The sequence below is a fragment of the Catellatospora sp. KI3 genome (assembly GCF_029948125.1).
In the GTDB taxonomy this organism is placed as follows: Bacteria; Actinomycetota; Actinomycetes; order Mycobacteriales; family Micromonosporaceae; genus Catellatospora.
Genome location: NZ_JASAMB010000037.1, coordinates 14336 through 38436, shown reverse-complemented (window position 1 = coordinate 38436; position 24101 = coordinate 14336). Strand labels below are relative to the sequence as shown.

Here is a 24101-nt window from a genome sequence, read left to right as displayed (position 1 = left end):
TAAGGGCTGACCCGGACCGACCGCCGGGTACCCTCCAAGGTCACCCGGACTCCCCCGCCGGGGAGGGCCGTCCAGCGCCCTCCCCGCTGGCCACCGATCCGGCGGCCGCACCGAGCACCGAAGGAGCACTCCCGAGTGGACGACAACCGCAAGGTCACCATCGCGGCGATCGCCCGCGAGGCAGGCGTCTCCGTGCCGACCGTCTCCCGGGTCATCAACGGCCGCTCCGACGTCTCCCCCACCACCCGCCAACGCGTGGAAGAGCTGCTCAACCGGTACGGCTACCAGCGCCGCACCACCTCGGTCCGCAGCACCTCCGGCCTGATCGACCTCGTCTTCAACGACCTGGACAGCCCCTGGGCCGTCGAGATCATCCGCGGGGTCGAGGACGTCGCCCACGCCGCCGGGGTCGGCACCGTGGTCTCGGCCATCCACCGCCGCGCCTCCTCGGCCAAGCAGTGGCTGGACAACATGCGCTCGCGCTCCACCGAGGGCGTCATCTTCGTCACGTCCACCCTGGAGCCCCCGCTGCAGGCCGAGCTGCGCCGCCTTAACATCCCCGTGGTCATCGTCGACCCCGCCGGGGTGCCGCCGCAGGAGGCGCCGACCATCGGCGCCACCAACTGGAACGGCGCCCTGCGCGCCACCGAATACCTGATCAACCTCGGCCACCAGCGGATCGGGTTCATCGCCGGGCCGCCGCAGCTGCTGTGCAGCCGCGCCCGCCTCGACGGCTACCGCACCGCGCTCGACGCCGCCAGGCTGCCCGCCGACGACAAGCTGATCTACCCGGGCAACTTCTACCACGAGGCCGGGTACACCGGCGGCACCCAGCTGCTGGAGCTGGCCGAACCGCCGACGGCCATCTTCGCCTCCAGCGACCAGATGGCCCTCGGCGTGTACGAGGCGATCCGCCGCAAGGGACTGCGCGTCGGCGACGACATCAGCGTCGTCGGCTTCGACGACCTGCCCGAAGTCCGCTGGTGCTCCCCGCCGCTGACCACGGTCCGCCAACCGCTGGCCGAGATGGGACTGCTCGCGGCACGTACCGTGCTGCGGCTGGCGCAGCGGGAGAAGATCGAGAGCCCGCGGGTCGAACTCGCCACCGAGCTGGTGATCCGTGACAGCGCCTGCGCCCCGCGTGGCTGAGCAGGCGGCGCCCGCGCCGGCACAGCCCGGCGTCCGGGCCTCGGTGCTGCTGGCGTACGCGGCGTTCCTGCTGGTCGGGATCAGTTCGGGGGTCGGCGGGGTGCTGCTGCCCGCGCAGATCACCGACTACGGGGTGGACAAGGCCACCATCGGGTTGACGTTCTTCACCTCCGGGGCGGGCTTCCTGCTGGGTGCGACGGGAGCGGGCGCGCTGATACACCGGTACGGCGTACGCACGACGCTGCTGACCGGGACCACCGCCTTCGCCGCGGCCGCGCTCTACACCGCGACCCGCCCGCCGCTGGCGGCCTTCGTCGCCGTGGCGCTGCTGGCCGGGGTCGGCACCGGCCTGCTGGAGGCGGCGCTCAACGCCCACCTGGCCGACCTGCCGCACGCCACCGACCGCATCAACCGGCTGCACGCCTTCTTCGGCGTGGGCGCGCTGCTCGGCCCGCTGCTGGCCGCGTGGCTGCTCACCCGCACCGCCTGGACCGCGGTATGGGCGGTGCAGGCGCTGATCTGCCTGCCCCTGCTGGTCGGCTTCCTGCGGGCCCATCCCCCCACGCCCCGCCCCGCCCGGGCGGAGTCGTCCGCCGGACCGGGCCTGCTAGCCACGACCATCCGCAGGCCGCGCGTCATCATCGCCGGCATCTTCCTGGCCGTGTACGTCGGCCTGGAGATCAGCGTCGGCAGCTGGGGCTACAGCTACCTGCGCGCCGAGCGCGCCCTGTCCGACCTGGACGCCGGTTACGCGGTCAGCGGCTACTGGCTGGGCCTGACCCTGGGCCGCTTCCTGATCAGCCCGATCGCGGGGCGGCTGCGGCTGGGCACCGCCGCCATGGCGTACGCGTGCCTCGGCGGCACCGCCGCCGCCTGCCTGCTCATCTGGGCGGTGCCGCATCCGGCCGCGGCAGCGGCGGGGCTGGCCGTGCTGGGGTTCTTCCTCGGCCCGATCTTCCCCACCATCATGGCGGTCATGCCCCGGCTGACCGAGCAGCGGCTGGTCCCGACCGCCATCGGCATCACCAACGGCCTGACCACCGTCGGCGGCGCCACCCTGCCCTGGCTGGCGGGCACGCTCGCGCAGACCAGCGGCACCTGGATCCTGCTGCCGTTCGCGACGCTGCTCGCGGCCGTGCAACTGGGACTGTGGTCGCCGCTGGCCGGGCATCTGCGCCGCTCGGGCGGCTGACCTCAGCTCAGGCTGAGCTTCATGCCCTCGTGGCTGGCCACGAAGCCGAGCCGCTGGTAGAAGCGGTGCGCGTCCTGGCGGGTCTTGTCGGTGGTCAGCTGCACCAGGGCGCAGCCGCGGGCCTGCGCCTGGTCGATCGCCCACCGCATCATCCGCTCGCCGATGCCCTGCCCGCGCCGGTCCGAACGCACCCGGACCGCCTCGATCAGCGACCGCTCGGCACCGTGGCGGCCCAGGCCCGGGATGTAGGTGAGCTGGAAGCAGCCGACGATCTCGCCCGCGTCGTCGGCGACGATCAGCAGGTTGCGGGGGTCGGCGTCGATCGCGGCGAAGGCGCGCTCGTAGGCTTCGTCCACCTCGGTGAAGTCGCGGGCCTTGCCGAGCACGTCGTCGGCCAGCAGCGCGATGATGGCGGGCAGCTCGGCCCGCGTCGCCTCCCGGAAGATCATGACCGACAGCCTAGAACGGCCCGTCCGGGGCTGCGCCGCCGCCGCGGCCGATGGGGTGCCGGTCACGCGGGATGGTACTGCCGCGCCGCAAGACTCGTGCGCCCATTCGCGGATCAGATCGACTGATCTAGAGTTGTCTATGACTTTGGCCGGTGGTGAGCCGTGGTGCCGCACCCGGTGTCCGCCCTCCGTGAAGGAGTACCCATGCCGCACGTGACCCTGCCCACCGACCAGCCGGGCATCCGGGGCCTGTTCCGCTTCCGCCCCGAGACCGCGGTTCCGCTCAACGGGCTCGTCGAGGCGCTGCTGTGCGGGCCGAGCACGCTGACCCGGGGCGAACGGGAGCTGATCGCCGCCTACGTGTCGGGGCGCAACGAGTGCCGGTACTGCTACTCGGCGCACGCCGCCTATGCCGCCGCGCAGCTGCCGGAGGGCATGGAGCTGGTCGAGTCGGTGTGCGCCGACGCCGGAGCGGCCCCGGTCTCGGCGAAGCTGCGGGCACTGCTGGCGATCGCGGGGGCGGTCCAGCGCAGCGGTCGCGAGGTCACCGGAGAGCTCGTCGCCGCGGCCAAGGCCGAGGGCGCCTCCGACCTGGAGATCCACGACACGGTGCTGATCGCGGCGGCGTTCTGCATGTTCAACCGCTACGTCGACGGGCTGGCCACCACGCTGCCCGACGATCCGGACTTCTACACCGACCGGGCCAAGCTGATCGTCGCCAACGGCTACCTGGGCGTGCTCGCCAAGGAGGCCACCCCGGCCGCCTGAGGCGAGCAGCCGGATCTTGTGCACTTTCCGCTGCTGGAACGACGGAAAGTGCACAAGATCTAGGCTCTCCCGGGGGCGCCCCACTGGACCGACACCTGGGTCACCGTCCGCTGGGCCCGGATGGCCAGTTCGGCGGCGATGACGGCCCGGTCCACCACGCCGACCGTCCCGGCGACCGTGCGGGTGACCCGCTCGCTGACCAGCACCGGTGTCCCCTCGGCCCGCTCCAGCAGCGCGGCACTGGCGGCGGGCAGCGCCTGGGCGGCGATCTGCTCGCCCGCCGAGGCGATCAGCATCCCGGCGTCGGCGAGCGCCGCGTACAGCGCGGTGGTGGTGAAGTCGCAGGTGCGCAACTGGTCGGCGTACGGCTGGTCGACCCAGGAGACCTGGTGGATGGCGGGTGCCCCGTCGACGAGCCGCACCCGCTCCAGCCGCAGCGCGCGGGCGGCGGCGTCGCGCTCGCCCCACTGCGCGGCGGCCCAGGCGGGCATGGTCCGCAGCGAGCACGACACGACCCGGGTGGCCACCTGGTGCCCCTGGTCGCGCAGGTCGTCGACGAAGCTGCGCAGCGTGTCGAGCCGGTACGCGGGGCGGGTCGGCGCGACGAAGGTGCCGCGACCGGCCTCGACCACGATCAGCCCGTCGTCTACCAGGGCCTGCAGCGCCTGCCGCACCGTCGCCAGCGCCACGTCGTAGCTGGCCCCGAGCTCGCGCTGGGCGGGCAGGGCGGTGCCGGGGGCGTACTCGCCCCGGCGGATGCGGTCGGCGATGTCGGCGGCGATGGCCCGGTAGCGGGGACCTGGCATGCGCGGGCGCTCCTGTCGGCGGTGCGGCGGGGACGCGAGCAGTATCGCGCCCCCGCCGCACCGCTCAGGGGTACGCCCGGTCCAGCGCGTCGCGCATCGCCGCCACCCGCGCCCCGACCTGGGCCGGAGACTCTCCGTCGAGGACGGCGCGCATCAGCGCGGAGCCGACCGCGACCCCGTCGGCGACGTGCGCCCCGGCCACGGCGTGCGCGGGGGTGGCGATGCCGAAGCCGAGCAGCACCGGCAGGTCGGTGGCCTGCTTGAGCTGCCCGGCGAGCACGCCGGCGGTGTCGGCTAGTTCGTCGCGGACCCCGGTGGGGGCCATCACGCTGACCGCGTACACGAAACCTCTGCTCCTGGTCCCGATCTCCCGCAGCCGGGCCGGGGTGCTGCTGGGCGCGGCGACCAGCACCAGGTCCACCCCGGCGGCCGTGGCCGCGCGCTCCAGCGTGCCCAGCTCGTCCACCGGCAGGTCCGGCACGATCAGCCCGCGCACCCCCGCCCCGGCGAGGTTCGCGCAGAACACCTCGGCACCCTCGCGCTGCACCAGGTGGTAGTAGGTCATCACGGTGAGCGGGATGCCGACCCGCACCCGCCGCAGGTCGGCCAGGATGTCGCGGACGTTGGCGCCCCGACGCAGCGCCAGGTGGGACGCCTCCTGCACGGTCGGCCCGTCGACCACCGGTTCGGAGAACGGCAGCCCGACCTCGATCGTGTCGGCGCCCGCCTCGGCGTAGGCGAGCAGGTAGTCGGTCCAGTCGGCACGGACGCCGCCGGTCAGGTACGGCGCGAGCAGCTTGCGGCCGGCGTCGCGGCGCCGCCGCAGGTGCGGTCCGAGCGCGGTGCCGCTGATCGTCGCGGTCATCGGGCCACCTCCAGCAGGGTCGCGGTGTCCTTGTCGCCCCGGCCGGACAGGGTGAGCAGCACGGTGGCGCGCGGCGGCAGCTCGCCGCCCTCGGCGGCCCGGATCACCCAGGCCACGGCGTGCGCGGACTCCAGCGCGGGCAGGATCCCCTCGGCGCGGGCGAGCCGGCGTACGGCGGCGAGCACCTCGTCGTCGGTGACGGTGACGTAGCGGGCGCGGCCGATGTCGTGCAGGTGCGCGTGCTCCGGTCCGACGCCGGGGTAGTCAAGCCCGGCCGCGATCGACTCGGCCTCCAGGATCTGCCCGTGCTCGTCCTGGACCGCGTACGAGCGGTGCCCGTGCATCACCGCGACCCGCCCGTCGGCGATCGCGGCACCCCCGGCCGCCTCGACCCCGATGAGCTGCGCGGTCGTGTCGGCGAACCCGGCGAAGGTGCCGGCCGCGTTGGAGCCGCCGCCGACGCAGGCGACGACGTAGTCCGGGATCGCGGCGGGCAGTTCGGTGGCGCACTGCGCCCTGGCCTCGGTGCCGATGACGCGCTGGAACTCGCGCACCATCCACGGGTACGGGTGCGGGCCCATGACCGACCCGAGGCAGTAGTAGGCCTCGTCGACGCAGGTCACCCAGTGGCGCATCGCCTCGCTGGTGGCGTCCTTCAGCGTACGGCTGCCGCTGGTGACCGGGACGACCTCGGCGCCGAGCACCCGCATCCGGTGCACGTTCAGCTCCTGGCGGGCCATGTCCTTCTCGCCCATGAAGACGGTGGCGCCCAGGCCCAGCAGCGCGGCGGCGGTGGCGGTGGCGACGCCGTGCTGCCCCGCCCCGGTCTCGGCGATCAGCCGGGTGCGGCCCATCCGCCGGGCGAGCAGCGCCTGACCGAGCACGTTGTTGATTTTGTGGGAGCCGGTGTGCGCCAGGTCCTCCCGCTTGAGCAGCAGGGTGATGCCCAGTTCGGCGGACAGGCTCCAGGCCGGGGTGAGGGCGGTCGGGCGGCCCGCGTACACGGCCAGCAGGCGGTCCAGGTCCTGGCGGAAGCCCGCGTCCGACCACGCCTGCCGGAACGCCTCCTCCACCTCGGCGCAGGCCGGGATCAGCGACTCGGGCACGAAGCGGCCCCCGAACTCGCCGAAGCGGCCGGTGCCTCCCGGATCACGCATCAGCCCGGCGGCGGGCAGCAGCGCAGGGCTCTGAGCAGCGACGGTTCCCACAGTTCCTCCAACTGTTCTAGAACTGTTGCCCATCCTGGCACACCGGCCCTCCCTCCCGCCACCCACTCCCAAGACCATCAAAGTTGAGCGGTCTTGCGCGACGGGGCGCGATACGGCGGGTGCCGGGTGGTCAGTCGCGGGCCAGCGCGGCGAAGGCCTCCTTCTCCAGGTCCAGGTACTGGTCCTGGCCGACGTAGACCTCGACCTGGCTGATGGTGCCGCCCCGGAACACCGACGGCTGGGGGTAGTCGGCGCAGACCGGGTCGCTGCTGTCACGCCCCACACACAGGCCGTCGCCGCACAGCGAGAACATCCCGATCTGGGTCCGCATCGGACCCTCGGCGACCATCGTGTCGTTGACCCACAGCTTCGTATGGCCCAGCGTCTCGTGGTGCTCGCCCTCGCCCTGCTTGGCGAACTCCACGCCCAGGACGTACCGGCCGGGCGTCAGCGGTTCGGAGACGAAGCGCTGCTCCGGCGGCACACCCAGGAAGTTATACACGTAATGGACCCTGCGGTCCTTGAGGAACAGCGCGTGCCCGCCGAACCGCGAGCCGTGCGCGAAGATCACCCCGGCCGCGTCTGGATCGGCGATCTCGACGCTGGCCAGCAGCCGGTACGACCGGCCGCGCGTGTTCGCCGCGATCGCCTCGGGCACCTCGGCCGCGTCCGGGTAGTAGACGTAGCTGTCGGTCGCCGGGAACGGCTGCGGACGCGGATCGGCCAGGATCTCGCGCGGGAACCGGTCGTCCAGCGGCAGCACCTGGTACCGCTGCGCCTCCGACAGCCACAGCGCCGTCAACTCTTCGAGCTTCTCCGGATGCTTCGCGGCGACGTCGACGGCCTCGGCCCGGTCGTCGTCGGTGTAGTACAGCTCCCACGCGTCGGCGTCGAAGCGGCCCAGGCCCGAGGTCGGGCCGTGCACGGCGACGGCCTTCCAGCCGTCCTGCCAGATGCCCCGGGTGCCGAGCATCGCGTAGTACTGCTGCCGCTTGGTGGTGGCCGCGTCGGCGTCGTCGAAGCTGTACCGCATCGACACGCCGGGCAGCGGCACCTGCCGCACCCCCGCGACCGTGTCGGGGAACTCGACGCCGCAGCAGTCGAGGATCGTCGGCACGATGTCGGTGACGTGGTGGTACTGGTGCCGGATCTCGCCCCGCGCCCGGATCCCCTTCGGCCACGAGATCACCAGCGGATCGGCGGTACCGCCCGCGTACGAGTAGCGCTTGAACATCTTGAACGGGGTGCTGAACGCCGCGGTCCAGCCCGTCGGGTAGTGGTTGTAGGTGTCCGGGCTGCCCAGGTCGTCGAGGTGGCGCATGTTCTCGGCCATCTCGTCGGGCCAGCCGTTGAAGAACTTGTTCTCGTTGACCGACCCGTTCGGGCCGCCCTCGGCCGAGGCGCCGTTGTCGGCGCAGTACAGGATCAGGGTGTTGTCGAGCTGCTCGGTCTGCTCCAGGAACTCGACGATCCGGCCGATCTGGTGGTCGGTGTACTCGGAGAACCCGGCGTACACCTCGGCCATCCGCGCGAACAGCCGCTGCTCGTCCGCGGACAGCGAATCCCACGGCCGTACCGTGTCATTGGGGTCGAACGTGCCCTCCGGCATCGGGTTCAGCTCGGTCAACCGGGTGCCCTGCGGCATGACCCCCAGCTCGGTCATCCGCTTGAGCGCCCAGTCGCGGTACGACTCGTACCCGTCGTCGAACCTGCCCCGGTAGCGGTCCGCCCACTCCGTGGCCACGTGGTGCGGGGCGTGGTTGGCGCCCGGGTTGAACCACATCAGCCACGGCTTGCCCGGGGCGCAGGCCCGGCTGTCGCGCAGCATCTGGATCGCCCGGTCGGCCAGGTCCTTGGACAGGTGGTAGCCGTCCTCGGGCTGGTAGGGCTGGTCGATGTAGTGGTTGTCCTCGACCAGCGTCGGATACCACTGGTTGGTCTCACCGCCGATGAAGCCGTAGAACCGGTCCCAGCCCTTCAGCAGCGGCCAGCCGCGCTTGCTCGCGCCCGGGTTGGCCTCCTCCACCGGCACGCTGTGGTTCTTGCCCACCCAGTACGTGTTCCAGCCCCGGTCCCGCAGCACCTGCGCGACCGTCGCGCACTCGGCCGGGATGTGGCCGTTGGCGCCGGGGAACCCGATCGAGCCCTCGGTGATGCAGGCCATGCCGTTCTGGTGGTGGTTGCGGCCGGTCAGGAAGACCGACCGGGTCGGCGAGCACAGCGCCGTGGTATGCCACTGCGTGTAGCGCAGCCCGTTGTCGGCCAGCCGCTTCAGCGTCGGCATCTCGATGCGCCCGCCGAACGGCTCCCACGCGGCCAGGCCGGTGTCGTCGAACAGCACGATCAGGACGTTCGGCGCGCCCTCGGGCGCCTTCGGCGACTCGTACGGCGTCCAGTCCGCGACCGAGTCCCGCACGTCCAGCTTGATGACACCCTTGAACTGCGCCTGCGACATGGCACACCCCCCACCCCACCGTAGGCGGCGCGCCCGCGCCGCGAGCCCGATTGGGCCAGCTCACGGCCCCGGTCAGCAGACCGGCGAGGTGCCTGAGTAGACGGTGGCCGGCCGGGCGCCGCCTGGAACCGGGTCGTTCAGAGGCGGGCCGCGTCGATCGCCGCCTGCAGCGACTCGCGGTAGCCGTCGCTGGTGACGGTCGCGCCGGAGACGGTGTCGATGTCGGCGCTCTGCGCCGCGATTACCTCGTCCCGCAGGATCGGCAGGGCGTAGTCGTTGATCTCCTGGTCGCGGCGGTTGCCGTCGGGGAAGGCCAGCACCTTGACGTCGGTGATCCGGCCGCCGTCGACGGTGATGCGCACCTGCACGTCGCCCCAGCGGGTGTGCGCCACCGACCCGTCGTAGCCGGCACCGGTCGCCGGGGCGTCGGCGTGCGCGGCCGAGCCGGGGTCCGCGCCCATGGTGCTGGTCCGGTACGACAGCAGCAGGACGAGCCCGGTGACCGTCGACAGCAGCCAGAGCAGGTTGCGCCTCATCCGTCGATCCTCTCCGGTCACCAGGCGAAACGTTCGGTGTGCAGCTGCTCGGCCGGGATGCCCGCGGCGCGGGCGGCGCGGCGGACGGCTTCGGTCCACTCGTCGGGGCCGCAGACGTACACGTCGTGCAGGGGCAGGTCGGGGACGAGGCGGCGCAGCGCCTCGGCGGGCGGTCCGGAGTGGCCGTACGGCAGCCAGGAGCCCGGCCGGGCGCGCGGGCCGAGCAGGGTCACCACGCGTACGCCCCGGTGCTCGGCCAGCCAGTCCAGCTCGGCCCGGAAGGCGAGGTCGGCCGCGTCGCGGGCGCGGTAGAGCAGGGTCGCCTGACCGGGCCGGTACGGCAGCTCCCACAGCAGCGCCAGCAGCGGCGTGATGCCGACCCCGCAGGCCAGCATGGTGACCGGGCCGCCGCGGTAGTGCTCGCCGGTCAGCCGCCCGTACGGCCCCTCGACGTAGACCCGGGTGCCCGGCCGCAGGCTCGCGGCGCGGGCGCTGCCGTCGCCCAGGTCCTTGACCGTGATGCGCAGCAGGTCGCCGCGCGGCGGACCCGACAGCGAGTACGGGTGGGCGCGGGTCCAGCCGGGCCCGTCCCGGAACCGCCACAGGAAGAACTGCCCGGCCCGCACCGGCAGCCGGCGCAGCCCGCGCCCGCGCAGGTAGACCGAGACCAGGCCGGGCGCCTCGGCGACCACGTGGGACACCGCCAGCCGGTGGTAGAGGCTGCGCCACAGCGGCAGCGCCACGCGGTACGCCAGCACCGCGGCGGTGGCGAGGAGGTACAGCGACCACCAGTAGGCCGTGGCGGCCGGGGACGAGACGAACTCGGCACCGGTCCACAGCTGGTGCGGCACGGCCAGGGCGATGCCGAGGTAGGCGTACAGGTGCAGCAGGTGCCAGGACTCGTAGCGCAGCCGCCGCCGCGCCGCCCGCAGCGAGGTGACCACCACCAGGACCAGCAGCAGCGTGCCCGCCAGCGCGAGCAGCATGCCCGGGTACGTCACGACCAGGTCGACGAAGACGGCGACCGGACCGCCGCCACCGGCGCCCGTGTAGCCGAGGGTGATCAGGACGAGGTGCGCCAGCAGCAGGTGGAACGAGGTGAAGCCGGCCCACCGGTGCCAGCGGGCCAGCCGGTCCTGCCCGAAGGCCCGCTCCGCCAGCGGGATCCGGGCCAGCAGCAGCACCTGGAGCAGCAGGAGGTCGGCCGAGAGCAGCCCGGTGAGCCGCCCGGCCGACGCCAGCGCCGCGGTGCCGCCGTCGGCCAGCTCGCGCAGACCGCCGCCGCCCGTCCACAGCAGTGCGACGATCAGCAGGCTGAGTGCGGCGAGCGCGGTCGCGAGCACGGCGTACACGTCGGCGCGGGCGGATCCGGCGACCCGGACCTGCCCGTGGCCGGGCCCTGTGCTGGTGTGCTGAACCGCGCTCATGTCATCACGATGCGGCATCCGGTTCACGTTCGCCTCACCGCAGGCTGGGAGTCCCCTGAGAGGCACCGCTTCCGGCGGGCATCGGACCTGGGGCGTCCCCTCGCTCCCCACGCCCGGAAGATCGCGGCCTGGGGACGCTTTCGGTGCAGTGACCACAGTGGATGCGACGACCGTTCCCGTATGGCGGGACCCTCGGCCTCGAAGATCGCCGTCTTCGGTCATTCGCGTGCGCGGGCCTGGCCTAGAACCCCGGATTCCGTCCACAAGTGCCGATCTCCTCTCGAAGATCAGCATTTGGGGTCGAAGCCTGGACTCCAGCGCCACTTTCCGACCCCGAGCCGCGATCTCCACCCGCACCGCGACCCGATCCATGACTTGATCTCCGCGCGCACCGCAACGCGATGCGCGACGCGCACTCGGACTGAACCGCGACACGCACTCGGGCTGAACCGCGACGCGCAGTCGGGCTGAACCGCGACGCGGCCTCGGGCGGACAGCGTCCGCCAGGCTCCGCGCGGGCGAGGGCGCAGTGGTTTCCGGGCGCGGGTTCAGGGGGCCAGGGTCGCGTCGTCGGGGGCGAGGGGCAGGCCGGGTGAGCGGTACGCCCGGCCGTCCTCGCAGATCACGGCCCATTCGACGTCCCCCCGGGCCGCCAGCCAGTCGATCCCGGCCCGCCCCATCGCGAACGCCGCCGTGGCGTAGGCGTCCGCCGCGCCCAGGTCCGCGCCCACGACGGTCACCGATCGCAGCTCAGCGGCGGGCCGCCCCGTGAACGGGTCGACCACGTGCAGTCCGCGCTCGTACGTGCCCGAGGTGGCCACCGCCACGTCCTCGACCGCGAGCACCCAGGCCAGCCGATCCCGCTCCCACGGATGCTGCACGCCGACGCGCCAGGACCGGCCTGGCCCCGGCCGACCGTGTACGCACACGTCGCCGCCCGCGTTGACGCAGTGGTTCCCCAGCCCGGCCGCCGCGAGCCGGTCGGAGGCCACCTGCGCCGACCAGCCCTTCACGTACCCGGACGGGTCCAGCAGCCCGGTGGCCGACGCGTCGAAGAAGCCCCCGGTCTCGGTCCACAGGTCAGCGCAGGCCGCCAGCACCTGCCGCAGCCCGTCCGACGCCTGACCGGCGGAGATCTCGCCCCGCCGCAGCCGGCTGACCTCGCTGTGCTCCTTGTACGTGCTGAACCGCTCATCCACCTCGCGGAACCAGGCGAAGGCCTGCTCGGCACAGGCGGCGGCCACTTCGGGCGGGGCGGCGTCGGCGATGTCGACGCTGATCGCCGTACCCATGATCATCTCTACCCGGCGCAGGCTACTCATGTCCCCGCCAGGGTAGCGGCGCTTCAGCGGCGGCGGCTCAGCACGGCGGCAGCTCGACGACCTCCTCGGGCAGCCGCCGGGCCGTCGGCGGCGGCGTGCCGTCGGGCGGGTAGCCGATGCGCACCGCGATCTGCGGACAGCCGGGCCTGGGCAGCAGCTCGCGCAGCTCGTCGCGGGTCGCGGACAGCTCGGTGACGTCGCTGATCGGCGCCGTGGCCAGCCCCGCGGACACCGCCGACAGCAGCACCGCCGACAGCGCCTCCCCGGCCCGGATCCAGTCGCCCGGCAGATCGGTGTCGGTATAGATCAGCAGGTAGCGGGCGCCCCGGTCGTCCTCCGGACCGGCGGGCAGGGTCGGCCCGCCGAAGGGCGCGTAGTCGCGTACCGGCACGCGCCGGGCCACCGCCCGGACCGAGCTGCCCGTGTCGACGCCGTCTCCGCTCCACGGCGGACGGTGGGTCCAGTCGGCCAGCTCGGCGCGGTAGTCCGGATCGGCCAGCTCCATCAGCGAGGCGCGGACGGCGGTGAGCGCGAACAGCGGCACCCGGTCGCGGTCGAGCGCGAGCGCGTGCGCGCCCTGCCGCCCGGCGGCGCGGGCCAGGGTGCGGCAGGCCGCCTCCGGCACCGGCCGGGGGCTGAACGGGCGGCGGTCGGTGCGCCGCCGCTGGATCGCACCGGCGGCCAGCAGCTGCTCCAGCTGCGGTTCGGCGCAGCCCTCGACCGTCAGCTCGGCGAGCAGGTCGCGGTCGGCGGGGTCGGGCAGCCGGGCGACGTCCGCGATCTGGCCGGTCGCGGCCAGCACGGTACGGGCGTGGTGCAGCGCCACCCCGCAGCTGATCGTAAGCAGCCGGCCGGTCGGGTCGGCCACCAGCAGCTGGCGGCTGCGGTCGGCGTACAGCCGCGCGCGCGGCGGATCGAGCTGCCAGCGCCACGGCTGCGTGTTGAAGATCGACGGCGCGACCAGCGCGGACCGAACCGCGCTTCGCAACGCCTGCTCAGATGAGATGACCGTGGACATGCCTTCACCGTGCGCCCGCGACCCGGGCGGGCGGCAGTGCTGCGCGTCCCTCCCGGGCGGGACTTTGGTCCCTGTCCGGCGTTGCTGCTGGGGGCGCAGAATGCAGGAGTGATCCGTGTGTTCCTGCTCGACGACCACGAGGTGGTCCGGCGCGGCCTGCGCGACCTGCTCCAGGCGGCGGGCGACATCGAGGTCGTCGGCGAGTCCGGCTCGGCCGCCGAGGCGACCAGGCTCATCCCCGCGCTGCGCCCGGACGTGGCGGTGCTGGACGCGCGGCTGCCCGACGGCAGCGGCATCGACGTGTGCCGCGACATCCGGTCGGTCGATCCGGGCATCCAGGGGCTGATCCTCACCTCGTACGAGGATGACGAGGCCCTGTTCGCGGCGATCATGGCCGGTGCCGCCGGGTACGTCCTCAAGCAGATCAGGGGCACCGACCTGGTCGACGGCGTACGGCGGGTCGCGGCGGGCCAGTCGCTGCTCGATCCGGCCGTCACCCAGCGGGTGCTCGACCGCATCCGCCACCCCCGGCACGAGCCCGACCAGCTCAAGGCCCTGACCGAGCAGGAGCGCAAGATCCTCGGCTACGTCGCCGACGGGCTGACCAACCGGCAGATCGCCGCCCAGATGTTCCTGGCCGAGAAGACCGTCAAGAACTACGTGTCCAGCCTGCTCACCAAGCTCGGGCTGGAGCGCCGCACCCAGGCCGCGGTCTTCGCCGTGAAGCTCGGCGACCAGCACCGCCGCTAGTGCGTCGGGGCGGTCCAGCGCAGCACGGTGCCGGACGGCCGGGCGGGTTCGAGCGACAGCGTGCCGCCGCGCAGGGCCGCCCGCTCGCCGAGGTTGACCAGGCCCCCGCGCGGGACCGCGCCGCCGCGCCCGTCGTCGGAGACCGTCGCCGACAGCCTGCCGCCGCCCACCCGTACGTGCACCCCGACGCTGCCGGCCGCCGCGTGCCGGACCACGTTGGACAGCGCCTCGCGCACCACGGCGAGCAGGTCGGCGCGCAGTTCGTCAGGCACGGCGCTGTCCAGCGGACCGTCCAGCACCAGCTCCGGCCGGAACCCGAGCGCCTCGGCCGCCCCGTCGGCCAGGGCGCGCAGCTCGGCGCGCAGCGACTGCCCGGCCGGGCTGCGCAGTTCGAAGATCGCCCCGCGAATGTCGCGGATGGTGCTGTCCAGCTCGTCGACGGCGGACCCGATCCGCTCGGCCAGTTCCGGCTTCACTGACGGCATGGTGGCGACCATCTGCAGCTGCAGGCCGGTAGCGAACAGCCGCTGGATGACCACGTCGTGCAGGTCGCGGGCGATGCGCTCCCGGTCGGACAGCACCAGCAGCTGCTCGCGGTCCTCGCGCGCCTGCGCCCGGTGCAGCGCCAGCCCCGCCTGGCCCGCGAAGGCGGTGAGCATCAGCGCGTCGTCGGGCCGGGCCGGGCCGGAGTGGGCGACCAGCAGCACGCCCTGGCCGTCGGCGAACGGGGCGGCGACCGCCCGCAGGTCGGGCAGCCCGGCGGGCCACGGCGCCGCCTTCGCCAGCTGGTCGAGCCGGACCACCTCCTGGCTGGCCAGCACGGGCGCGAAGCCCGTCTCGGCGACCGGCAGCACCGCCCCGAGCAGCCCCGGCACGGGCTCGGCCGCGTCGACCACGGCCACCCGCAGGGTGGCCGTCTGCTCGTCGTACAGCAGGATCGCGACCAGGTCCGCCTCGGCGACCTCGCGGGCGCGCCGGGCGACCAGGGCCAGGGCGTCGGCTGTGGTGGTGTCCTCGCCCAGCGAGTTGATGATCTCCGCCGTGGCCGCCAGCCACCGCTGGCGGCGCTGGCCGACGGCGTACAGGCGGGCGTTCTCGATCGCGGCGCCGGCAGCCGCGGCCAGCGCGATGGTGATCTCCTGGTCGTCGTCGGTGAACTCCGGCGCGTTGGCCTTGTCGGCCAGGTACAGGTTGCCGAACACCTGCTCGCGGATGCGGATCGGCACGCCCAGGAAGCTGTGCATGGGCGGATGGTGCGGCGGGAAGCCGACCGAGCGCGGATGCGCCGAGATGTCGGGCACCCGCACCGGCTCCGGGTGCGAGATCAGCAGCCCGAGCACGCCGTGGCCGGTCGGCAGGTCGCCGATGGCCGCGTGCTGGTCCGGCGACACCCCGTGGGTGATGAACTCGACCAGCCGGTCGTCCGGGCCCAGCACCCCGAGCGCGCCGTAGCGCGCCCCGGACAGCTGGCAGGCCGCGACCACGATCCGCTCCAGGGTCGAGCGCAGGTCCAGGTCGGTGCCGATGCCGACGACCGCGTCCAGCAGGCTGCGCAGCCGCTCGCGGCTGGCCATCACCTCCGAGACGCGGTCCAGCAGCTCCTGCAGCAGCTCGTCGAGCTGCACGCGCGACAGCGGCGAGAGGCCAAGCGACGCCCACTGCGGTTCCACAGTGCCGATCGTAGTGAGCCGGGCCCGGGTGGGCCGAGCCCGGCTCGTACTCAGCGGACGATCTTGAAATTGAACTCGCTCGTGCCCAGGGCCGCGTACAGGCGCAGCCACAGCGGCAGCAGCATCTCGGCGCCGCGCGCGGTGGACAGGTCGCCCAGGTCCAGCACGTCCCGGTGGCCCAGCTGCGCGAGCAGCCCGGTCACCGTCTTCTTGGCCGCCGCGTCGTCTCCGCAGACGAACACGGTGTGCTGCCCGTCGGCCAGACCGCGCGGGTCGGCCATGACGGAGGCGGTCATGGTGTTCAGCGCCTTGACCACCCGGGCCTGCGGGAACGCCCGCTGGAGCTGCTCGGCCAGCGAGTCGGTGCCCTGCACCGACAGCGTCGGCGGGAAGCCCCTGGAGAAGTCGAGCGGGTTGGCGACGTCCAGGACGACCCTGCCCGCCAGCCCGTCCTCGCCCACCGCCCGCAGGGCCGCGAGCGAGGCATCGCCCGACGTCGCGTTCACGACCAGGTCGGCGTCGGCCGCCACGTCGGCGAAGGCGGCCAGCCGCACCTCCGGGTTGGCCTGCGCCCACGCGCTGTACGGCTCGTTGCCCATGCCGTCGGGTCCGGTCCGGGCCAGGGTGCCCGCCACGTCGCGGGTGCCGACGGTGACCTCGTGCCCGAGCCGCGCGAACGCCGACGCCAGCGTCCGGCCCACCGAGCCGGTGCCCAGTACTGCGATCCTCATCAGCTGCCCTCTTCCATCCTTCGATCAGGACTCACCGGGCAGAGACTAACAGACAGGTCTGTCTACCCCTCGGCCGCTGGCACGCCAACTGATAGCGGCAGGTCAAGCGGAACGCACAGACCGGGTCGTCTGTACGATGAGCGGTGACGTGACGGAGGTCAGCCCATGCACCCGACCCGCCAGCCGGCCCGCGAGCGGATCCTGGACACGGCGTTCCGCCTCTTCTACGCCCACGGACCGCGCGGCGTGGGCGTGGACACCGTCATCGCCGAGTCCGGCGTGGCCAAGGCGACGCTGTACAAGCACTTCCCGCGCAAGGACGACCTGGTCCTGGCCTACCTGGAGCGGGTGGACCAGGCCTGGTTCGGCGGCCTGCGGGCGGCCGCGCGGGCCGCGGGCGAGGATCCGCGCGACCAGCTGGTCGGCATGTTCGACGCGCTGGCCGGGGCCTGCCGCCGCGAGGGGTACCACGGCTGCGCGTTCATCAACACCGCCGCCGAATCGGCGCTGGGCAGCGACGTGCACGCCCGTACCGTCGAGCACAAGCAGGTCGTCCGGGCCTGGATCACCGACCTGGCCCGCCGGGCCGCGGCGGCCGACCCGGACCTGCTCGCCCGGCAGCTCACCCTGCTGCTCGACGGCGGCCTGTCCGCCGGGGTGCTCGACGCCGACCCGGCCGCGGCCCAGGCCGCCAAGGCCGCCGCCCGAGCCCTGGTGACCGCCGCGACCAGCCGGTCGTGACCGTCCCATCCGGATCTCCCGGGCCTGTCGGCAGCACCGGGTAAGGGCTTTGGTCCCGCCGGGACGGGCCCTGCAACTCTGCCGGCCGGCCGCCGCGCGGCGCGATGCTGGGTGCAGACCCCCAGCGTCCCAAGGAGACGACCGTGAAGCGCCGGACCCTCGACCTCATGTTCAGCATCGGCGGCCTGCTCGTGGCAGTCCTGCTCGCGGTAGCCGGATTCGTGCTGAAGTCCAACGCCGACTTCGCCGACGACTACGTGGCCACGCAGCTGCGCGCCCAGAACATCACGTTCAAGACCGCCGACACCCTCACCGACGAGGAGCGCCGGCAGCCCGGCCTGGTCGAGTACGCCGGACAGCAGCTGAGCACCGGCAAGCAGGCCGAGGTGTACGCCAACGAGTTCATCGGCCTGCACCTGAAGGGCATCGCGGGCGGCAGGACCTACGCCGACCTCGGCGCACCGCAGACCGAGCTGCGCGCCAAGGTCGCCGAGGCGGCCAAGAGCAACGACCCGAACCTCGCCGAGCTGCAGCAGCAGCTGGCCGACGTCACCGCCCAGCGGGAGACCGTGTTCAAGGGCGAGACCCTGCGCGGCCTGCTGCTGACCACGTACGGCTTCAGCGAGTTCGGCACCAAGGCGGGTCAGGCGGCCCTGGTTGCCTACCTCGCCGCGCTGCTCATGGCGCTGCTGGCCCTGGCCGGGTTCGTGCACGCCTGGACCACCCCGCGCACCGCGGCCTTCGCCCCGGTCGAACCGGCCCGGGAGCGCGTCGAGGCCTGAACCGGGCGACCTGCGGGGCGGCTGCCATCGGGTGGCCGCCCCGCCGCCTGTCCGGCGGCACCGGACATCCGGGGACGACCCGCCGGACCAGCCGCCCCGGACCTTGCCAAGTCGCACCCGGACGGGCCCTGGGCGGGTAGCGTCGGAGTCGCCGGAGGTGCAAACCATGTTCTTCGCTGCCATCTGGTTCACGATCGTCGTCGGCTGGCTCATCCACGTCGCGGTCGACAAGCATCCGGGCCGCCGCACCAGGCACCGCGTGGTCGAACTGGCCCTGCTCTGGATCCTCGTCGGCGGTGGCGCCTGGGGCGTCCTCGCCGGGCTCAGCCACATCGGCCCGCAGTCGGACCAGGTCGCCGAGCAGATCGGGTACACCCAGTCGATGTTCCAGTGGGAGGTGGGCTGGAACGACATCGCGGTCAGCGTCCTGGGCATCGGCTGCGCCTGGCGGCGCCTGCGCGGGACCTGGATGACCGCCGCCGTCACCGCGCTGGCCATCTCGTTCTGGGGCGACGCCTGGGGGCACTTCAACCAGCTCGTCTTCCACGACAACCACGCCCCGGCCAACGTCTGGGCGCTGCCCTCCGACATCCTGATGCCGCTGCTGGCCATCATCCTGCTGGTCCTGTACCGGCGCGGCCAGACCCCGGCCGAGCGGCTGGAGCAGGTGCCGCGAGCCGCCGCCGTCGGGCGGTGAAGCGGCGGCCCGGCCGCCTAGGATCTCCAGGATGCCGGTACGCAACAGCAGCACCCCGACGCCGACACCAGCCCCGCCGCGGCTGTCCGCGACGACCTCGCCGGCCTCGTCGCCCGACCACGACCTGGAGGACGAGGCGAGATTCCGGCAGCTGTCCTTCGACGGACTCGACCTGAGCGGGCAGAGCGGGCACGGGGTCGAGTTCGAGCAGTGCCGGTTCACCCGTACGCCGCTGGCCGGGACCGCCCTGGAGCGGGCGGCGTTCACCGACTGCCAGGTGCGCGGCAGCGACTGGGCCAATCTGCGCGCCACCCGGTCGTCGCTGCTGCGGGTCGACATCGAGGCGGTACGCCTCACCGGCCTGCACTGGGTCGACGGCGCGCTGCGCGACGTGTCGCTGCGCGAGTGCCGGATGGACCTGGCGGTGTTCCGGTTCAGCTCGTTCAAGGACGTGTCGTTCGTCGACTGCAACCTCACCCGGGCCGACTTCACCCAGGCCGACCTGCGCGGCGCGCGGTTCTCCGGCTGCGACCTGTCCGGGGCGCAGTTCGCCCAGGCCGACTGCCGCGACACCAGCTTCAGCCAGTGCGAGCTGGGCGGCATCGGCAGCGTCGCCAGCCTGCGCGGCGCCACCATCACCTCCCGCGACCTCGCCGCCCTCTCCTTCACCCTGGCCACCGCGTTGGGCATCACCATCGCGGACGCGTGACCCCGCGCCGCGGTCCGGTGCGGTTTCGGGGAAAGCGCGGGAATCTCGGCCGAGATTCGTGCAATCTCCCCGAAACCGCATGCTCCGTCAACGGGCCGGAAACCCGGTCCCCGCACGTCAGGCGGCGGGGGTAGCCTTCGGCGCGTGAACCAGTCGTTCCAGGTGGACCTCCGCGGCATCGTCGATCTGCTGAGCCACCACCTCTACAGCAGCCCGCGCGTATACGTGCGCGAACTCATGCAGAACGCCGTGGACGCCATCACCGCCCGCCGGGCCGCCGCCCCCACCTCCCCCGCCTCGGTATGGCTGGAGACCCCGACCACCACCGGCGACGGCACGCTGCGGGTGCACGACACCGGCCTCGGCCTGACCAAGCAGCAGGTGCACGAGCTGCTGGCCACCATCGGCCGCAGCGGCAAGCGCGACGAGCTGGGCTTCTCGCGGCACGAGTTCCTGGGCCAGTTCGGCATCGGCCTGCTGTCGTGCTTCCTGGTCGCCGACGAGATCCGGGTGCAGACCCGCCACGAGGGCCACCCGACCGTCTACTGGACCGGCTTCTCCGACGGCCGCTACCAGGTCGCGCCCGGCCCGGACCGGCAGGAGGTCGGCACCACGGTCACCCTGGTGCCGCGCCGCGACGCCGTCTCCTGGCTGGAGGCCGAGCGGGTCCGGGACCTAGCCGCGCTGTACGGCGAGATGCTGCCGTACCCGGTGCGCGTCGACGGGGAACTGGTCACCGCCGAGGCACTGCCCTGGCAGGCGGGCAACCGGGCCGCGGCGACCGCGCTGGCCGAGCAGGCGTTCGCGTTCACCCCGTTCGACGTGATCGAGCTGAACGTGCCCGAGGCCGGGCTGACGGGCGTGGCACTGGTGCTGCCGACCGCCGTCAACCCGGCCGCGAAGTCCGGGCACCGGGTCTACCTCAAGCGCATGCTGCTGGCCGAGGGGGCCGAGGACGTGCTGCCGCCGTGGGCGTTCTTCGCCCGCTGCGTCGTGGACGCCACCGAGCTGCGCCCCACCGCCAGCCGCGAGGCCCTGTACGAGGACGGCCTGCTGGAGTCGGTGCGCGAGCAGCTCGGCGAGCAGCTGCGCGGCTGGCTGGTGAACCTGGCCCGGCACGAACCGGACCGGATGAACCGGTTCCTGGCCGTGCACCACCTGGGCGTGAAGGCGCTGGCCCTGCACGACGAGGAGATGCTGCGCCTGGTCGACCAGTGGTGGCCGATGGAGACGAACATGGGCCGGATGACGCTGAGCGAGGTGCGCCGCCGCCACGACGTGGTCCGCTACAGCGCCGACAACGACGAGTTCCGGCAGCTGGCGGCGGTCGCGGCGGCCCAGGGCCTGCTCGTGGTCAACGGCGGCTACACCTACGACGCGGAGCTGATCGAGCGGCTGCCGCTGCTGGACTCCTCGATCCTGGTGGACCGGCTGGACCCCAGCGACCTGTCGACCCGGTTCGACACCCTCGACCCCGGCACCGAGCTGGACCTGCGCCCGTTCCTGGCCGCCGCCCAGCGCACCCTGGACCCGCTGGGCTGCGAGGTGGTGCTGCGCGCGTTCGACCCGCCGACCATGCCCGCGCTGTACCTGACCGACCGCGACGCCACCTTCCAGCGGCGCCTGCGGGAGACCGCGCAGCGCGCCGACGACCTGTGGGCGGGGGTGCTGTCGGCGTTCGAGAAGGCCGAGGCGCAGGTACGCCCGCAGCTGGTGCTCAACCACCGCAACCCGCTGGTGCGCCGCGTCGTCGGCCTGCCCACCCCGGAGCTGGTCGGGCTGACCGTGCAGTCGCTGTACGGCCAGGCCCTGCTGTTCGGCCACCACCCGCTGCGCCCGGCCGACACCGCCCTGCTGAACCGCTCCTTCCTCGACCTGATCGACCTGGCTGTCCCGCACACCTCCCGGGAGGACTCATGACGACCCACGAGCAGGTCCACGACCTGATCCACCGCGCCTGGGACACCGCTGACGGCCCGGCCCGCATCGCGCTGGCCGAGCAGGCCCTGGCCGGGGCCGAGGCCCTGGGCGACGCCGACCTGGAGTACGCGGCCAACACGCTGGCGACCACCGCCTACCACCAGGGCGGCGAGCCGATGAAGGCGATGGTGTCGTTCGCGCGCTGCCTGTCGGCATACGACGCGGACCCGGGTCGGCGCAGCGAGCGCGACGAGCACCTGCTGCTGTGGCACTTCAAGTTCGTCGTCGCGGCGATGCCCCGCTTCCCGGAGATGCCGCTGGAGCGCACCCAGGCGGTGCTCGACGACATGCAGCGCCGCTACCAGTCCGCCGGGCACAGCCTGCACGCCGTATACGCCTACCGGCACTCGGTCGCCTACCACCTGGGCGACACGGTGCTGGCCGACCACTGGTTCCGGATGTGGGACACGGCCCCGCGCGACCGGCTGTCGGACTGCGCGGGCTGCGACCCGTCGTCGAAGGTGTACCACCACGCGTGGCGGGGGCGCGACACCGACGCCATCGCGGTGGCGCAGCCCGCGCTCGACGGCCACCTGACCTGCGCCGAGCAGCCCCACGGCATCCTCACCAGCCTGCTGCTGCCCTACGTGCGCACCGGGCAGCTGGAACTGGCGCGCGACGCGCACCGGCGGGCCTACCGGGCGCTGGCCCAGAACAAGTCGGAGCTCGGCCGCGTCGCGACGCACCTGGAGTTCTGCGGGCTGACCGGCAACGAGGTGCGCGGCCTGGAGCTGATCGAGCGCCACCTGCCGTGGCTGGACGAGGCCCCCGAGCCGAAGACCGAGATGGAGTTCGCCGCGGCGGCGGCGCTGGTGCTGCGGCACCTGGTCGAGGGCGGGCAGGGCGAGCTGCCGGTGCGCCGGGCCGCCGGGCCGGTCGCCGCGGCCGAGCTGCTGGCGCAGCTGCGCGAGCGGGCCGAGGGCCTGGCCCGCCGCTTCGACGCCCGCAACGGCAACACCTACCAGAGCGGCCGCATCGCCGCCCTGATGGACGCGGCCGCGCTGGTGGACTACCTGCCGCTGTCGGTCACGGCGGCCCACCCCCGCCCGGTCCCGGCCGCCGAAGCGGCCCCGCCGGAGGTCGACCTGTCGGCCGCCCCGGCCGACGCGCCGCTGGACGAGCAGCTCGACCTGATCGACGAGTGGTCCCAGCAGGATCAGGAGGTCCGGGCCCGGGCGCTGCGGGCGCGGGTGCTGGCCGAGTACGCCGATGCCGAGCTCACGGACCTGCAGCGCGGCCGGCTGGCCCGGCAGCGGGCCGCGCAGCTGGGCGAGGACGACCTGCCCGGCGCCGCGGAGGCGCTGCAGGAGGCCATCGACGGCTTCGTCCGCGCGGGCGACCTCGCCCGCGAGTGGGCGGCCCGCGCCCAGTGGTCGATCACCATGCTGCGCCTGTCCGGCGACGAGTCGCACATCGCCGGGGCGTACGAGGCGACCGAGCAGGTCCTGGCGGCCTCGACCGACCCGGCGGTGCGCCACGGCGCGCTGGGCCGCGCCGCCTGGGTCGCGGCGATGAGCGGCGACGACGACCGGGCGCTGAGCCTGATCGGCCGTGCCGAGGCCGAGCCCGGCCCGGTCTCGGCGGGGCGCCGCGCGCAGCTCACGCAGCTGCGCGCCGCCGTGCTCGGTCGGCAGGGCCACGACGAGCAGGCGCTGGCCCTGATCCAGGAGGCGGCCGGGCTGCTGCGCGGCACCGAGCACCGCGACCAGCTCGCCAACACGCTGATCGGCCTGGCCCGGGCGCTGGGCGACCGGGGCGACAACACGGCCACGATCGCCGCGTTCGAGGAGGCGGCGGCGGTGGCGCAGGACCCGGAGCTGCGGCGCACCGCCCGGGCCAACGCCGCGTTCATGCTCGTCACCACGGACCGGGCCGGGGAGGTGATCGACGACATCGTCGAGCACATCTGCCTGATGGAGGCCGAGGGCCAGGCCCGCGCGGCGGCGTACACCCGGCACCGGCTGGCGCTGGCGCTGGCGAACACCGGCCGGTTCACCGAGGCCGCGGAGGTGGCCGAGGAGGCGGTCGCGTGGTTCGTCCGCCACCTGGACGAGGACGGGACCGAGATCCTGGTGGAGCTGCGGGACCTGCTCTCCGGCGTCTACGCCGAGCTGGGTGAACCGCACGTCGCGGTCGGCCAGGTCGACGCGGTGCTGCCGCTGGTCACCGGAGTGGAGCAGCTGCCGCTGCGGGCGCGGCTGCTGATGCGGGCCGGGGAGCTGCTGTGGCAGGTCGACCGGGACGCCGAGGCGGCCGAGCGCTTCGACGCCGCCGCCCAGGCGTTCGGGCAGGCGGACCTGGCCCTGGCCACGGTGCACGCGCGGCGCCGCCAGGTGATGGCGCTGCACCACGCGGGGCGGCCCGACGACGCCAGGGCCGCGGTCGCGCGGCTGCAGGAGCTGATGGCCGTCACCGAGGTGCCGCAGGAGCAGGAGGCGCAGCTGACCTGGGAGCGCGCCATGGCCAGCTACGAGGCCGCCCAGGTGCTGACCAACAACGACACCCCCGACCACCTGGCGGCGATCGCGCGGGTGACCACGGCGGCCGGGCTGTTCCGATCCATCGAGGCCTACGGCGAGGCGCTGCTGTGCGACCTGCGGCAGGGCCAGGTGCTGGTCGTGTCGGGGCAGCCCGCGGCGGCCGAGCCGGTGCTGCGGCGGGTGCTGGAGGAGCTGCCGCGCGACCACGAGGGCCGCCGCGACACCGCGGGCTGGCTGGCCCGCGCCCTGGACGAGCAGGGCGAGCACCGCCGCGCCCGCAAACTCCGCAAAGAGCACGACCTCCCCGACCCGCAGTGACCGTGCGGTAAGGAAGGGCCCCTTCTTATCGCAATGCGATGTAGAAGG

The 24101-nt window shown here is 73.5% G+C and carries 21 protein-coding genes; 10 read left to right on the top strand and 11 right to left on the bottom strand.

Translation table 11 applies throughout. The features are described from left to right. Positions 1–135: 135 nt before the first annotated feature. Entirely contained in the window at positions 136–1149 is a 1014-nt protein-coding gene (locus tag QEZ54_RS34270) for a LacI family DNA-binding transcriptional regulator (RefSeq protein WP_281308931.1), read from the top strand. Further along, on the top strand, positions 1121–2341 hold the full coding sequence (locus tag QEZ54_RS34265) for an MFS transporter (RefSeq protein WP_281308930.1): 1221 nt from the start codon (positions 1121–1123) through the stop codon (positions 2339–2341). The genes QEZ54_RS34270 and QEZ54_RS34265 overlap by 29 nt, the downstream gene beginning before the upstream one ends. 2 nt (positions 2342–2343) lie before the next feature. On the opposite strand, the gene QEZ54_RS34260 is transcribed toward QEZ54_RS34265, so the two are convergent. Next, positions 2344–2799, bottom strand: coding sequence for a GNAT family N-acetyltransferase (locus QEZ54_RS34260; RefSeq protein ID WP_281308935.1), 456 nt, complete (start codon positions 2797–2799; stop codon positions 2344–2346). A gap of 195 nt (positions 2800–2994) precedes the next feature. On the opposite strand from QEZ54_RS34260, the gene QEZ54_RS34255 reads away from it, so the two are divergent. Beyond that, positions 2995–3558 (top strand): carboxymuconolactone decarboxylase family protein, encoded by a 564-nt coding sequence (locus QEZ54_RS34255; protein WP_281308929.1) that lies wholly within the window; start codon positions 2995–2997, stop codon positions 3556–3558. A gap of 59 nt (positions 3559–3617) precedes the next feature. On the opposite strand, the gene QEZ54_RS34250 is transcribed toward QEZ54_RS34255, so the two are convergent. From QEZ54_RS34250 to QEZ54_RS34215, 8 genes are all read right to left on the bottom strand, one after another. Then, positions 3618–4364, bottom strand: coding sequence for a GntR family transcriptional regulator (locus tag QEZ54_RS34250; RefSeq protein WP_281308928.1), 747 nt, complete (start codon positions 4362–4364; stop codon positions 3618–3620). Positions 4365–4428: 64 nt separating this feature from the next. Next, positions 4429–5229, bottom strand: coding sequence for a tryptophan synthase subunit alpha (gene trpA / locus QEZ54_RS34245; protein ID WP_281308927.1), 801 nt, complete (start codon positions 5227–5229; stop codon positions 4429–4431). Further along, entirely contained in the window at positions 5226–6386 is a 1161-nt protein-coding gene (gene trpB, locus QEZ54_RS34240; protein WP_281308934.1) for a tryptophan synthase subunit beta, read from the bottom strand. The genes trpA and trpB overlap by 4 nt, the downstream gene beginning before the upstream one ends. Positions 6387–6567: 181 nt before the next feature. Then, entirely contained in the window at positions 6568–8892 is a 2325-nt protein-coding gene (locus QEZ54_RS34235) for an arylsulfatase (protein ID WP_281308926.1), read from the bottom strand. Between the two features lie 137 nt (positions 8893–9029). Next, positions 9030–9428, bottom strand: a complete 399-nt coding sequence (locus tag QEZ54_RS34230; protein ID WP_281308925.1) for an FMN-binding protein — start codon at positions 9426–9428, stop codon at positions 9030–9032. Positions 9429–9445: 17 nt separating this feature from the next. Next, a complete protein-coding gene (locus QEZ54_RS34225; protein WP_281308924.1) occupies positions 9446–10855 on the bottom strand; it encodes a ferric reductase-like transmembrane domain-containing protein in 1410 nt (469 codons plus the stop codon). 548 nt (positions 10856–11403) lie between these two features. After that, positions 11404–12147: an FAD:protein FMN transferase gene (locus tag QEZ54_RS34220; RefSeq protein WP_281308933.1), complete on the bottom strand. Its 744-nt coding sequence runs from the start codon at positions 12145–12147 to the stop codon at positions 11404–11406. A 67-nt stretch (positions 12148–12214) separates the two neighbouring features. Continuing rightward, a complete protein-coding gene (locus QEZ54_RS34215) occupies positions 12215–13195 on the bottom strand; it encodes a nitroreductase family protein (RefSeq protein ID WP_281308923.1) in 981 nt (326 codons plus the stop codon). 108 nt (positions 13196–13303) lie between these two features. Here QEZ54_RS34215 and QEZ54_RS34210 point away from each other — a divergent pair, with 108 nt between their 5' ends. Beyond that, positions 13304–13945, top strand: a complete 642-nt coding sequence (locus tag QEZ54_RS34210; RefSeq protein ID WP_281308922.1) for a response regulator transcription factor — start codon at positions 13304–13306, stop codon at positions 13943–13945. Here QEZ54_RS34210 and QEZ54_RS34205 read toward each other — a convergent pair. Continuing rightward, positions 13942–15519, bottom strand: coding sequence for a GAF domain-containing protein (locus tag QEZ54_RS34205; protein ID WP_281308932.1), 1578 nt, complete (start codon positions 15517–15519; stop codon positions 13942–13944). The genes QEZ54_RS34210 and QEZ54_RS34205 overlap by 4 nt on opposite strands. Positions 15520–15665: 146 nt before the next feature. Then, complete coding sequence (locus QEZ54_RS34200; RefSeq protein WP_281308921.1) at positions 15666–16346, bottom strand: NAD(P)-binding domain-containing protein; 681 nt, start codon at positions 16344–16346, stop codon at positions 15666–15668. A gap of 165 nt (positions 16347–16511) precedes the next feature. Between QEZ54_RS34200 and QEZ54_RS34195 the strand changes: the two genes are divergently transcribed. The 6 genes from QEZ54_RS34195 (at position 16512) to QEZ54_RS34170 (ending at position 24053) form a co-directional block, all read left to right on the top strand. Beyond that, positions 16512–17087 carry a TetR/AcrR family transcriptional regulator gene (locus tag QEZ54_RS34195; protein WP_281308920.1) on the top strand — a complete coding sequence of 192 codons (576 nt, stop codon included), beginning with the start codon at positions 16512–16514 and terminating at the stop codon, positions 17085–17087. 143 nt (positions 17088–17230) lie between these two features. Continuing rightward, the gene (locus QEZ54_RS34190; protein ID WP_281308919.1) at positions 17231–17869 is read left to right on the top strand and encodes a hypothetical protein; all 639 of its coding nucleotides are present in this window, start codon (positions 17231–17233) and stop codon (positions 17867–17869) included. Positions 17870–18035: 166 nt separating this feature from the next. After that, entirely contained in the window at positions 18036–18566 is a 531-nt protein-coding gene (locus QEZ54_RS34185; RefSeq protein WP_281308918.1) for a DUF6790 family protein, read from the top strand. A 31-nt stretch (positions 18567–18597) separates the two neighbouring features. After that, positions 18598–19275 (top strand): pentapeptide repeat-containing protein, encoded by a 678-nt coding sequence (locus QEZ54_RS34180; protein WP_281308917.1) that lies wholly within the window; start codon positions 18598–18600, stop codon positions 19273–19275. Between the two features lie 144 nt (positions 19276–19419). Beyond that, positions 19420–21195 (top strand): HSP90 family protein, encoded by a 1776-nt coding sequence (locus QEZ54_RS34175; RefSeq protein ID WP_281308916.1) that lies wholly within the window; start codon positions 19420–19422, stop codon positions 21193–21195. Next, positions 21192–24053 carry a hypothetical protein gene (locus QEZ54_RS34170; RefSeq protein WP_281308915.1) on the top strand — a complete coding sequence of 954 codons (2862 nt, stop codon included), beginning with the start codon at positions 21192–21194 and terminating at the stop codon, positions 24051–24053. Before QEZ54_RS34175 ends, QEZ54_RS34170 begins: the two co-directional genes overlap by 4 nt. The last annotated feature ends 48 nt before the right edge of the window (positions 24054–24101 follow it).